This is a genomic window from Paenibacillus sp. FSL E2-0190 (assembly GCF_037992965.1).
Lineage (GTDB): Bacteria > Bacillota > Bacilli > Paenibacillales > Paenibacillaceae > Paenibacillus_AQ > Paenibacillus_AQ odorifer.
Map to the genome: position 1 here is coordinate 6,821,704 of NZ_CP150306.1, position 13,230 is coordinate 6,834,933.

At 42.3% G+C, this 13,230-nt stretch carries 13 protein-coding genes; 3 read left to right on the forward strand and 10 right to left on the reverse strand.

Annotated features, from left to right (window positions below):
* The first annotated feature begins 50 nt into the window (after positions 1-50).
* Positions 51-899, forward strand: coding sequence for a metallophosphoesterase (locus NST25_RS29990; RefSeq protein WP_076301503.1), 849 nt, complete (start codon positions 51-53; stop codon positions 897-899).
* A 185-nt stretch (positions 900-1,084) separates the two neighbouring features.
* Positions 1,085-2,191 carry a DUF4163 domain-containing protein gene (locus tag NST25_RS29995; RefSeq protein WP_076181864.1) on the forward strand — a complete coding sequence of 369 codons (1,107 nt, stop codon included), beginning with the start codon at positions 1,085-1,087 and terminating at the stop codon, positions 2,189-2,191.
* Between the two features lie 63 nt (positions 2,192-2,254).
* On the opposite strand, the gene hmpA is transcribed toward NST25_RS29995, so the two are convergent.
* From hmpA to NST25_RS30040, 9 genes are all read right to left on the reverse strand, one after another.
* A complete protein-coding gene (hmpA, locus tag NST25_RS30000) occupies positions 2,255-3,460 on the reverse strand; it encodes an NO-inducible flavohemoprotein (protein ID WP_339188921.1) in 1,206 nt (401 codons plus the stop codon).
* A gap of 208 nt (positions 3,461-3,668) precedes the next feature.
* Positions 3,669-4,505 (reverse strand): YitT family protein, encoded by an 837-nt coding sequence (locus NST25_RS30005; RefSeq protein WP_036682251.1) that lies wholly within the window; start codon positions 4,503-4,505, stop codon positions 3,669-3,671.
* A 38-nt stretch (positions 4,506-4,543) separates the two neighbouring features.
* Complete coding sequence (locus NST25_RS30010) at positions 4,544-5,065, reverse strand: VanZ family protein (protein WP_076181860.1); 522 nt, start codon at positions 5,063-5,065, stop codon at positions 4,544-4,546.
* Positions 5,065-5,916: a M15 family metallopeptidase gene (locus NST25_RS30015; protein ID WP_339188923.1), complete on the reverse strand. Its 852-nt coding sequence runs from the start codon at positions 5,914-5,916 to the stop codon at positions 5,065-5,067. Before NST25_RS30015 ends, NST25_RS30010 begins: the two co-directional genes overlap by 1 nt.
* A 108-nt stretch (positions 5,917-6,024) precedes the next feature.
* Complete coding sequence (locus tag NST25_RS30020; protein ID WP_076124136.1) at positions 6,025-6,720, reverse strand: response regulator transcription factor; 696 nt, start codon at positions 6,718-6,720, stop codon at positions 6,025-6,027.
* A 112-nt stretch (positions 6,721-6,832) separates the two neighbouring features.
* Entirely contained in the window at positions 6,833-7,840 is a 1,008-nt protein-coding gene (locus tag NST25_RS30025) for a sigma-70 family RNA polymerase sigma factor (protein WP_076124138.1), read from the reverse strand.
* A 141-nt stretch (positions 7,841-7,981) separates the two neighbouring features.
* Entirely contained in the window at positions 7,982-9,016 is a 1,035-nt protein-coding gene (locus NST25_RS30030; RefSeq protein ID WP_339188926.1) for a stalk domain-containing protein, read from the reverse strand.
* Positions 9,017-9,192: 176 nt separating this feature from the next.
* Positions 9,193-9,657, reverse strand: coding sequence for a RidA family protein (locus tag NST25_RS30035; protein WP_340393101.1), 465 nt, complete (start codon positions 9,655-9,657; stop codon positions 9,193-9,195).
* Between the two features lie 55 nt (positions 9,658-9,712).
* On the reverse strand, positions 9,713-10,771 hold the full coding sequence (locus tag NST25_RS30040; RefSeq protein WP_076181854.1) for an LLM class flavin-dependent oxidoreductase: 1,059 nt from the start codon (positions 10,769-10,771) through the stop codon (positions 9,713-9,715).
* Between the two features lie 284 nt (positions 10,772-11,055).
* On the opposite strand from NST25_RS30040, the gene NST25_RS30045 reads away from it, so the two are divergent.
* Positions 11,056-12,720 (forward strand): diguanylate cyclase, encoded by a 1,665-nt coding sequence (locus NST25_RS30045; RefSeq protein WP_076181852.1) that lies wholly within the window; start codon positions 11,056-11,058, stop codon positions 12,718-12,720.
* Positions 12,721-12,775: 55 nt separating this feature from the next.
* Here the strand turns inward: NST25_RS30045 and NST25_RS30050 are convergent, their stop codons facing one another.
* On the reverse strand, positions 12,776-13,117 hold the full coding sequence (locus tag NST25_RS30050; protein WP_036682263.1) for a zinc ribbon domain-containing protein YjdM: 342 nt from the start codon (positions 13,115-13,117) through the stop codon (positions 12,776-12,778).
* Positions 13,118-13,230 lie beyond the last annotated feature (113 nt).

Below are 13,230 nucleotides of genomic sequence, written 5' to 3' on the forward strand. Positions count from 1 at the left end.
TAAATGAATATTGTCATAGTAGAGTAACAATCCCCGCGTATGATTTGTTTATGAATACTATTAGCAGACGACAATTTCTACAGAAAAGCGCTCAAGTAACTCTAGGCCTTCTTGGAACAGCTGGTGCATCCGGTATCTATTCACATTGGATCGAACCCTACTGGCTGGAAATCAAATACGTAGATATTACACTCCCTAGACTTTCTCCAGCCTTCGATAAATTTCGTATCGTTCATTTTAGTGATTTACATCAGGGGGTATATTCCAAGCCGCAAGCTTTAACGGAGCTAGCGCAGCAAATTCAACATGTAAAGCCAGATCTGATCTGCTTCACCGGCGATTTATTAGATCATTCAGCCGATTATATTGCAGAAGCCGTAGCCTTGTGCTCTCAGTTGCGGGCTCCTTTTGGACAATTTGCAGTATTAGGCAATCATGATGCTTTTGGGACCAGAAAGGTTGTAACGAAAGGGCTAACACAATCGGGCTTCCACGTGCTCCATAATGAACATATCGTCCTAACCCAAGGTACGGACAAGCTCTATATTGCCGGAATAGATGATCCTTGGGTCGGAAAAGCAGACATCGCCCAAGCGCTGCTTCATATCCCGGAAGAGGCTTGCACAATTCTCCTGGCCCATGAACCTGATTTCGCCGATGACTTTTGTAAGCTGCCTATAGATCTGCAATTGTCTGGCCATAGCCACGGAGGCCAAGTGCGGTTTCCATTTGTCGGAGCTTTATATACCCCGCCTCACGGAAGTAAATATTCAAGTGGGTTATATCAACTGCCCAACAGCCAACTTCAGGTCTATACCACTCGCGGGATAGGAGTAACTCGTATGCCTGTTCGTTTTAATTGTCGTCCCGAGCTCACCGTAATTACTTTACATTCTTAATGCTAGTGTCTTAATCGTACAAAATGGTTAAAAAGTATATACCTTTTGCATATCTATGCAACAACACTGTAACCGTCTTTGTAATCAAATCTATTTGGGACCTAGGTATAATTGTAGGAGTGATAGAGGAAAAAATATCATATTGCAACTACATAAGCCCATCCTTGGGAAGGAGAGATTAAGTTATGAATAAAAGTATGAAATGGACCTCAGCCATCTTGGCTGCTGGAGTATTGCTTGGAGGGTCGGGACTAGTAGGAGGAACTTCAGTTCAAGCCGCAACTACCGGAGGAAATACGGTAAAACAAGCCGCACAGCAACCCTCTGTAGTGCTTAAATATAAAGGCCAGACCTTATCGCAGCAAGCGAAAATAGTAAACGGCAACACCATGATCCCTTTAACTGTACTACGGGATGCTTTTGGCCTCTCCATTAACTATAATGCAAGCACCAAAACTTATAGTGTAGGCAGCGATTCCATGAAGCTGGACATGGAGGTCTCAGATTACGGTGTTATTACAACCCTGAATGGCTATTACATTTATAGCATGACCGGCAGTCATGATGTGAAGGTCATCAACGACCGGATTTATGTTCCGTTCAAACTGTTGTCTGACTATTTAGGAGTGCAAGGCGTTTATAATCCTTCATTGAAATCACTTGATCTAAGTAAAAAAGTAATGAATAACATCAAAATTACCTCTGAAACCTTAGATAAGAGCAATAAAAATGCCAGTATCAAAGTGCAATATCCCAAAATCAGTGGCTTAACGGATGAAGTGCAGACTAAGATTAATGCAATCTTCAAAAAACAAGCTGAACAATTCGTCGCAGAGAGTGAAGAACAGGCTAGCCGTAGAGATGGTACTATAGAGAATAAATATGACTTCTCTCAAACTTTTGTCGTCTCCTTTAACCGTGAAGGGGTTCTGAGCATCGTGACTGATCAATATGGCTATACTGGTGGAGCTCATGGTGGAGCCCTTCGTGAAGGATTTACCTTCTCGCTGAAAGACGGCAAACCAATTGAACTTAAGGACCTGCTGAAGGCAGAGCCAAACTACAAACAAAAATTAGATAAAATGTTGAAGGAAAGCACCAAGGAGCTAGCTTTTCCAGATACACCTGGCGGACTAACAGAAAAACCAAACTTCTACGTTTCCGAGAGTGGCCTTGCAATCTTCTACCAACAGTATGAAATTGCCCCTTATGCGGCTGGAATTCCTACGTACACCTTTAATTTCAGTTCAATATTACCAAAGGGAACTAACCCATTCGCTGCCTTCAAATAAACTTCTATTGTAAAAAAGAGCGTCCCAGTCATTAGGACTGGGACGCTCTTTTGGTTTTACAGCTTAGGCTTCCAAACTTCCCGCCGGGCCGAAGAATTCATAATGAATTCTGTCTTCAGCCACCTTCCATTCCTTAAGAGCCTTATATATCGCCTTCATAAAAGGAGTCGGTCCGCAGAAATAGAATTCAGAGTTTACGTCTGTTACTTCTTGCAGCCAAGCTAGATCAATATAACCTGTTTTATGGAACGTATCTCCTTCACTTGGAGTTTCATAACATGCATAGGATCGTAGGGTAGGATGGGACTGCTCCAAATCCGCCACCATTTCTTTCATAGCATGCAAGCTTCCATTGATGGCTGCATGAATGTACGTTACCTCTCGTTCTGGCTGCGTAGCAATTAATGTCTCCAGCATACTTACCATAGGGGTTAGTCCAACCCCACCACTGATAAGAACCACTGGACGATCACTATCTTTATTTAGTACGAAATCACCTGCTGGCGAGCTTACTTCCAATATAGCTCCCACTTGTACGACATCATGAAGGAAAGTAGATACGACTCCAGCCGGTTTATCCGGCCCTTCACCTTCCCGTTTAACTGTGATGCGGTAATACGACTGTCCCGGCGCACTGGACAAACTATAGTGGCGAACATGGGTGTATTCCTCTCCCTCAGGCTGAACACGAACCGTGATGTATTGACCCGGCAAGTAAGAAGCTATAGCCCCTCCATCCTCAGGAGAAAGGTAGAAGGAAGTAATAAGTTCACTTTCTTTAACCTTCTTAGTAACCACAAAGTTTCTAAATCCACTCCAACCCCCGGGAATTTCGGCAGCTTCACGATACTTCTCTGCTTCGACACCAATAAAGGCATCTGCAATCACGCCATACGCCTTTGCCCAAGCATCAATAATTTCCGGCGTCGCCGCATCGCCAAGTACTTGCCCAATAGCAGCTAACAAAGTCTCACCTACGATGGGATAATGTTCAGGTAATACTCCCAATGCCCGATGTTTCTCCGCAATCTGTTTTACCACAGGCAAAATATTTCCCAGCTGATCAATATTCATTGCCGCCGCGAGTACGGCGTTAGCAAGTGCAGTCTGCTGTTTACCTTCCCGTTGGTTGGCATGATTAAATATATTTAGTAACTCCGGATGATTTTCAAATAACATGCCATAGAAAGTAGTTGTGATGGTCTTCCCATGAACCTGCAATACGGGCACCGTTGATTTTATGATTTCAATGGTTTGTTGATCTAACATCTAAATACCCTCTTTCCTGCAATAAATTAATTCCTCTATAAAAAGCATATAGAAGCTGAACATCCCATAGTGTGCGTTCAATCACACGGGAAATTGAAAAAATGTGAACGATTCAATAATTGCAATGATATCCATCACAATAACGTACCCGAAATCAAAAAAACTATCCAAGCAGCCATTATAGCTTCCGGGATAGCTTTTTATCTTATTATTTTGACAGCTCCACAAAACCTTCTCCGAATACATCTCGTACATCGTGGATGGTAATAAACGCCTCTTTATCAATGGATTTGACGATTTTCTTAAGCATAGTCACTTCCTGCTTGCTAATCACAATATACAGCAGCTCTTTAGGTGTCTTGGTATAGTACCCACGGCCATATATTACTGTGACGCCTCTATCCATAATTCCATTAACCTGTTCAGCAATTTTGTCCTGCTCTTGGGATACAATCGTAACAGCCTTCTTAGGGTTCACTCCCTCAATAATGAAGTCCATTATCTTAGTGGCTACATAGAGCATCACGATCGTAAACATCAGACTTTGTACTCCAATGATGAAATACGAAGCGAACACCACAATTAAATCAACGAGCAGTAGCGCGTAACTAACATTCCAGTCCAAATATTTATGTAGGATTCTGGCGATGATGGTTGACCCTGCAGTCGTTCCACCCACTCGTATAATTAGCCCGATACCCACACCTGAGAAGATACCCCCGAATATTGCATTAATTATCAACTCATCGCTGCCAATATTCCAATTTTTCGTAAGAATCAGGAATAACGAATTGAAAAACACCGCAATAATCGTGTATACCGTCGTAGTTTTGTCTAGAAATTTGTACCCCACAATTAATAATAAAGCGTTAAGAATCAAGCTAACAATACCGGGTGACCACTGATACAAATAGTAAGTAATCATAGTCAGTCCCGTGACCCCGCCTTCACCGAACTCGTTCGGAATCACAAACAAATTAACGGCCAAGGAGAATAACAAAGCTCCTACAATGATGGAAACAATATCCGAAATACGCTTTTTCATACCATGCCCCTTCTACCCTAGATCTATATCCACAAATACTAACACCGCTTTGATATAGATGCAATCCATCCGAAAGAAGTCAACAGTCTATAGATACAGTAACCAGCCACCCCGCCGCCAGTGTTCAAAATAAGATCATCCACATCAAAGGTGCCGATATACAATACTAATTGTGTGAATTCAAAACAGAAGCTCAGCGCCAGCGAGAGGAAGAAAACTCTTCGAAACAGCCTTACTTTTTGCGATAACAGCATGGGCACCAAGATCCCAAACGGAATAAAGGCTAACAAATTCCCTACTAAATTAATCGATGAAAAAGGATCTGAAAGCGACAGCTCGTCCATCCCCCGGGAGATCTCCTTAAAAGGGATATAGTTGCCTCGCCGATTAAAAATCCGGTCTGGATGTTCAAACATACGTCCCGCTTGCTCCCAAAGCGATAATAAGTTCACCGGTGCACCTTTAAATAAAATAATTCGGATTAAAAAATACATATAGACGATAAATATCGCTGCCAGCAAAAGGTTTATAGCAGACTTTTTTTTCGGCTCTTTAGTCATTAATATGTAGTAACAATTATGCCATCCATGTTATCGCCTGACGTCATATATTGCCCTTCCTGTGGAATTTTGATCGTAGTGTATTTGGATACCGGAAAATAACTTACTGTATAAGCTTTGCCGTCTACTGTTGTTGAAATCTCTTTGTTCTCTTTCAAGAAATCCAAATATTGTTCTAGCACAAGCCCCTTCTCATGAATAATGGCGCTGTGCGGCAACCCTACATAACGGAAATGCCAGGGTTCATATTTTATCCCCGTAATCTCGGTTTTGTCTTTCGGATAGCGGAGAATAAAGCCGTATTTCCAGGCATTTTTTTGCAGCCATTTTCCTTCAGGCGCTTTACTCATTTCTGATTGGGACGACCCGATATCCAGAGATAATCCTAAATTATGTTCACTATATTGCGCCGGTAAAGCATAGTCCGAACCTTTTTCCTGATATAATTTCTCTTGCTCTTCAAAGTCCCTGTACCCGCTGCTAATTAAAAAATGATTCACACCCTCTTTTTCGGCAGCTTTGACCATCTTATTGAATTTATGCGCTACACTTTCAGACAAACGAATCGAGGTATCCAGCAGCCCATAACCCTGCACCAGATCCGCCTGCTCATATAAGGTCACGATATCAGACTTCACACTATCCTCATGTACCGGGTATTGTTTGTTCACCAGCAACAAATCCCCTTGATACACTTGATCTTGTGTTACTACCTCTAAGCTATTGTTATTTCTAATAGATTCTTTGCGAATCTTATCATCGTATCCTAAATTACCCGTATTCGGTAAATAACGAACCGCTGCATACCCAAGCAACAACACAACCAACGCCAAAAAGCCCCACTTCTTCATCAGCAATGTCCTCCCATTTCCTTGATAGGAATAGAATAACGAAGACACTTTAAAGAAAAAGCAGGACAAATATAAAGTTTTTCTTAAAATAAATAAATCTCACTGGCTTTACCCATTAAAAGTATATCCAACGCCCCAGATCGTCTTAATGAATTTATTCTTATTGATGTCTTCACCGAGCTTTTTGCGCAAGGTACGGATATGCACCATGACCGTGTTCCCACTCTCATAATAAGCATCGCCCCACACCTGTTGAAAAATGTTCTCCGCACTAAACACCTGCTTAGGATGGCTGACCAATAAGTGCAAAATATCAAACTCTTTTGGAGTTAGCTCAATAACCTCACCATAAAGAGTAACCGTATGCTCATCCGGTGAAATCATCAATCCCCGAACCTCTAGCACCGATTTAGGTATGGCTGCGGGCTGACTGAATTGTATGGAGCGCCGCAACTGGGAATTGACCCGGGCGACCAGCTCCATTGGGTTAAACGGTTTGGTCATATAATCATCTGCGCCCATAACCAGTCCGGTGATTTTATCAAGATCGGAAGTTTTAGCACTCAGAAAAATAATCGGCAGATGATGATGCTCCCGAATATGGCGGGTGACCTCGTAACCATCCAGCCCCGGCATCATTATATCCAGAATCGCCAAATCTATCGTTTGCGACTCAATGGCTTGTACCGCTGCCCTTCCATCGGACACTTTGAGGATATGATACCCCTCTTTTTGCAAATGCAAGGCCACCAAGTCGGCAATTTCCGCCTCATCATCCGCAATTAAAATGGTGATGCGCTTCATCTATTTTTCACTCCTATAGGTTGTGCTGTACACTCTTCATCCATTATACCCTAAACTCAAAAACCACTCCTAGAAAGAAGTGGTTTCCGATTAAATCTATGATTTATATAGTCTATTTCCTTTTATTATAGCTGTCTAACAATAGCTCTAATGAAATCCCATTTACTGTGACGCCTGAAAGATTGCAGTCTCTTATATCCACATTCGAAAGATCACAATCTACAAAGGATGTCCCGTTCAGCTGGCATCGCTCAAACTTATTGCCTTTACCGTACAAATGAATATCGTGGAAATAAGCCTCCCCTAGTTCACTATTACTAACCTCTATTTCCCACAACCCCACTTCATTAAACTTAACAGAATGCATATTGATGTCATTAAAGGTAGTACTGCTCATATTAATATTATCGAATCCGGTCCCCTCCATATTTACATTGGAGAAGTTTGTTTTATGCATATCAATATCATCAAATTCACTCTGGCCCATAGCCACACGACGAAAATTCGTTTCAGTCATTCTTTCATCCTGAAAGACTCTCTTCTTAAATTCGTCCTGTAATTTGTTTTCACTAAGATTATTATTCACTGTACTCAACATCTCCCTTTTTAAGATCGCTCTTGATCTGCGGAGTCTACTCTCAACAGCTTCGCTGGATAAATCAAGGAAATCGGCGATTTCCCTAACCTTGTAATTGTCGATATAGTAGAGAATTGTGACTATACGGTTAGCTTCTGATAGGGTGTTTAAGGCTTTCCACACATCTTGCTGGAGTTCTTTTCTGAGCAGCTGATCTTCGGTAGATTCTGGCTGCGGAACCTCCATTTTTTGCATGAATTCGTAAGCAGTTTTCTTTTTATTTGACCTAAACCAATCCATGCATTCCCGTGCAGTAACCGCATATAACCAACTGGCGAGTTTCTCAGGCTCCTTTAAGTTAGGTAATTTGCGATAGGTTTTAACAAAAACCTCTTGGGCAATGTCTTGTGCGGTATGAAAATCACCCAATTTACCATAAGCAACCCCGTATACTGCATTGGAATATTTGCCGATAAGTACACTGAATGCATCCATGTCACCTTTACACACCTTATCTACCAATTCTGCGTCCGTACAAGTCACTATTTTCCTCCTTAACATCAAGCTCATAACATAGACGGAAAAGAGACTCAAAAACCGTCTTTATGCCTGCAAATAATTTTTAATGGAGAGGGGATTTCAACTTTTCTTCACCGTGATAATTATAGCCTAATTATTACCTAGCTAAAACAATCTGCGAGCCGTGACCAAACGTTTCTTCCACTTGTCACTTAAGGCTTCATAATGAACGCCAAGCTCCTTGGAGTACGTATGTAGGATCTGATTATTTCCCGCGTAAATCGCCACATGCCCAATATCGAGTCCTCGTGCACTGAAGAATAACAGGTCCCCCTTGCGCAGCTCGTTAATTCCAACCTCTTTGCCCTCTTTGGCCTGATTGTAAGAGACACGTGGCAGGTCAATTGCCAACACATCCTTAAATACATGTCCTACAAAAGAAGAACAGTCAAAGGTAGACGTCTGGTCAGTAGCAGCACCAAATTCATAAGGTGTTCCCAGATATTTTTCTCCGTAAGCAAGCAGCTCGCTTCCCTGCCGCTCTACAAGAGCCGTACTAGTATAATTGCTATATTTGGGTTTAGCAGATATATAGCCACTCTTGTTATCTTGTGTTCGCACTTCTAACCATAAAGCATCTACTTCTCTAACCACATGCACCTTATCTCCTGCTGACAACATTTGCTGCACTGTTGATTGGGCTGACGAGTCTGGCAAACTTCGCAGGTTAACCCCATATAGAATTGTCGTATCGTAATCCACTGCCGAGTAGATACGAACGGCACGAGTAGTGGTATCCCACTTCACAGTGCTGCCCAAAGCTTCGCTGACAAAACGCAGTGGCATCATCGTATAACCGCCGGCAATCTGGCCGGGAACCGTTACACTTAAGGACTGGCCATTTTTATTCGCTGCCTGATCACCAATATGATAGGTCAGCACCAGGTCTCCCTTGGTTGCCTTAACGGTCTTGGTATCATTATTCCAAGTAATCTTTGCCCCCTGAGCTTCAAATAACTTGCGCATAGGGACTAGTACTGTATCGTTTACTAACAAGGGCTGAGCCCCCAATTGTAGCTGTTGATCATCCAGATAGACGGCTGTAACCGGAGTCTGAGGCGTTGTCGCCGCATAGGCCGGAGCAGTATAGAGCATAGATGTAAGTAGTAAAAGTAACATAGCTTTCTTTTGAAATTTCATGATGTCATCACCTCGTTGATTGATATGTACACCTATTGTTACTAAAAAAAGGGTGATTAGTTTTGTTACAAATTTTGGGGTAAGCATCTACCTACGGCATAAGCACCTAAAAAAAGAGGACTACGATCACATTTCGGTATCATAGTCCTCTTTTTAAATATGCCTCATGGAGCCGGCTAGACAGGTTCCTCAACTTCAAAAATGGAATCAATAATGATCGGAAGATTATCCCTTACAGAAACAGCACCCAATACAGAACGAGCATGAGCACCCTTGTCTCCGAACACCTCAAGCATTAAATCTGAACAACCATTAAGCACTTTATGATGTTCTTCAAAAAGGGGATCTGCATTAACGAAGCCTTGAATTTTGACTACTCTTTTCACTTTGTCCAAAGAACCTAAAGCTGTCTTCAGGACGGCAAGGATTTCTATACCCGTTAAACGTGCAAAATGGTAGCCTTCCTCGGTAGTGTAATCTTGTCCCAGCTTTCCTTTGGGATGGCCCGCTGGTCCTTTTCCCGACACAAAACATAAACCATTAACAATTACGTAGTTAGCGTATTTTGCCGCCGGTTCACTAGCCTCGGGCAGGACAACCCCTAATGCTTCGAGTCTGCTCGCTATAGTGTGCTCTGTCATATCCATCTCCTCCTCCATTATCAACAGCTTCAATAATTAAGTAAGATCATAGTTACTACTTAGCTTCAACCTCTGCTTCCCATCTCGATATCTCAGCGCGAACAATGGGTGCTACTTGAGTACCCAATAGCTCAATGGCTCTCATTACATCCTTATGAGGCATTGTGCCAAGCGGCACATGCAGCATAAAACGTGTGATGCCTACTTGCTTGCGCAGGTGAATGATTTTCTCAGCAACGGTCTCTGGGTCACCTACATACAAGGCACCTTCAAATCTACGCGCCGCATCATAGCTTGCACGGGTGTATTGACCCCATCCGCGTTCCCGGCCAATAACATTCATACTAGCTTGTGTAGAAGGGAAGAACATATCGGCAGCCTGCTGATTGTCCTCTGCAATGAAGCCGTGCGAGTGCGAAGCAACGGGCAGCTTCGATACATCATGTCCCGCTTGCGCTGCAGCCTTCTTATAGAGCTTCACGAGCGGAGCAAACTGTAGCGGACTGCCGCCAATGATAGCCAGCACAAGCGGTAACCCTAGTAGACCTGCACGAATTACGGATTCTGTATTTCCTCCGCTGCCAATCCATACTGGCAATGGATTCTGCACGGGACGCGGATAAATCCCCAGATTATTAATGGCAGGACGGTGCACGCCGCTCCAGGTTATTTTTTCGGATTCCCGTATTTTGAGCAGCAAGTCCAGCTTCTCATCGAACAGCTCATCATAATGATTCAAATCATACCCAAACAGCGGGAACGATTCAATAAAAGAACCCCGGCCTGCCATGATCTCTGCGCGTCCATTCGAGATTCCATCCAGGGTAGCGAAATCCTGAAACACACGTACGGGGTCATCAGAGGAAAGTACTGTAACCGCACTGGTTAGCCGAATCCGTGTCGTCTGTGAGGCCGCCGCAGCCAGTAAAACTGCTGGAGAAGACGCCGCATAATCTTTGCGATGATGTTCGCCCACGCCAAATATATCTAAACCCACCTGATCTGCAAGCACAATCTCCTCTACAACCTCGTGCAATCGCTGCGCATGACTTATCACTTCACCCGTCTGAACATCCGGTGTTGTTTCTACGAACGTGCTTATTCCTATTTCCACTTACAAATCCCCCTTAACTATAATTTCCTCTTTAAATTGTTTGTTTGATTATAACACAAGTTAAGGTTAAAAAAGCTAGTCATTCTGTCCAACCCTAGTTTCCCGGGAAACTCATCCTTAAAATTTGCAAAACCACGCTTACAAATAGAGGATTTTGAAGGAATATGTTGAAAGACTCTTAAACAAATAGCGGTTGTCGTAGAACAAATAATCATATGGCAAACGAATAAAATTCAAGGTAACATGAAAGAACTGTTAACCGGGTGGGAGAAGGTGTCACTGAAATGAATATCATGACATGGATTGATTTGTTATTATTTTTTGTTTTGTTCGCTTTGTTCATCTACATATTTGCGTCTGTAACTATCACTAACCTACATAAAGCATACTTAGTTTTTCATTTTACTATGATGTTATGGCCCTTCTGCCAATTCGCTATCAAAACGACCGACGATCCCAAGTTTCAATTGTTTTATGTAAAGCTCGCTTTTATCGACTCGGTTCTGTTAACGATTGGCTGGCTTCTGTTCACGGTACTACTCACCGGGAATTCACATCTTCTTCGAAAAAAGAACACATTGATCCTATACATTCTCGCAGCTTTGATCTTAGTAGGGGTGATCGCCAATCCAAACGGAAGTTTTGTTCTCCCTATGAACGGCGGATATATCGAAAGATATTATGGTCCGATTTTTTGGCTGCTTATTATCTTCTTAACCACCAGCGTAATAATTTCTCTGTATATCATCTATTCAGCGCTAGTCTCAAACACTACACAGCGGATCAAAAAACAGGTTGCTCATGTGCTCAAAGGGGTGCTGGTGCTAACGGTATTTATTTTATTGGATGTTTTTCTTAATGTGGTATTGCTTAAATCTGATCCAGTTATTCCAGGGCTGACCTCTCTGGGGATCTTAATCTCGGCAATCTTTTTCGTAATTGCTATCCATCGGGATAAAATATTTGATCTCGTAACCATCGCCCATCAGGATATCATTGACACCATTACAGAAGGAATTCTTGTACTGGATGATAGTGAGACTGTAGTAGAAATCAATCGCTCGCTTTTTCCAAAAATCCATCTGCAAATCGGTGCTCACTTTGACGTGTCGACCATCGCACCCATAGAGCAAACTTCCGGAGCTTTCGATTTATTCCTTCATACATACTTGAACCAGCCCATGGAGAGGACTGAGGTTGAACTATTCTACACCTCACTCGATGCATACATTAACATTACTGCGGCGCCGATTGTGGTAGGTGGAATCAGGGTTGGACGCATTCTCACTTTTCAGGACAGAAGCGAGCTGCATCGCCTCATAGCCGAGACCAATCACCAGAACGAGACCCTGCAAGAGCGTAATGCTGCATTAACTGAAATCCAGGATGAATTATCGCAGACTAACCAAAAACTTAAGCAGATGGCCATAACGGACAGCCTAACCGGTTGTTATAATCGTCATTACTTAACGCTGCACTTAGAGCATGAGATCATAGAAAATATGAAACTCAAGCAGCCTTTTGCTATCATCCTTCTGGATATCGACTTTTTCAAAACAGTGAATGATAATTACGGCCATTTAATCGGTGATGTCGTCATTTGCAGCACGGTAGAGGTAATTAAAAAAACGTTGAGGGAGACGGATGTTCTGGCGCGTTATGGCGGAGAAGAATTTATCATTTACTTACCAAATACAGATCAAACACAAGCAAACCACTTAGCAAAACATATCAAATCTATAATAGAAGCTAATAAAGTACATGTAGAGGATGTTGCTCATTCCCTCTCGATTACTGTTAGTATGGGACTGCTGTCCATTAGTAATTTTGCAGCACAATATACAGAAAGCCTGACCAATCAACTAAATGATTTATTCGAATCAGTGGACAAAGCCTTATATCAAGCAAAAAATGCCGGACGAAATCAGATTGTTGAGATTAATAGATAACGTTTAAAATAAAGAATCAGCCTACTTCTGTTGAAGTTAAGCTGATTCTTATTTTTTAGATCTTTTTAACAAACTCGGACTTTAATTTCATAGCTCCAAAACCATCGATTTTGCAATCAATATCATGATCTCCGTCCACTAAACGGATGTTTTTCACCTTCGTTCCTATCTTCAGAACGGATGAGCTTCCTTTTACTTTAAGGTCTTTAATAATAGTTATAGCATCTCCATCATTTAAAATATTTCCGTTGGCATCTCTGACAACCTTGTTCTCTTCACTGCTTTCAGCCTCTGTGTCGAGGCTCCACTCATGCGCACATTCCGGGCAGACGAGCAAACTACCATCTTCATAAGTGTATTCTGAATTACATTTCGGGCAATTTGGCAAAGTTGACATCAAAGTGTCCTCCATTCGTTAATGTAAATCTAGTTGTGGTTCCAGTGCATAGCCTCAAAAGTATATTTCATATTTGGTAAGGTTTCCACTAGATATCAGCAGTAAGTTTGTCT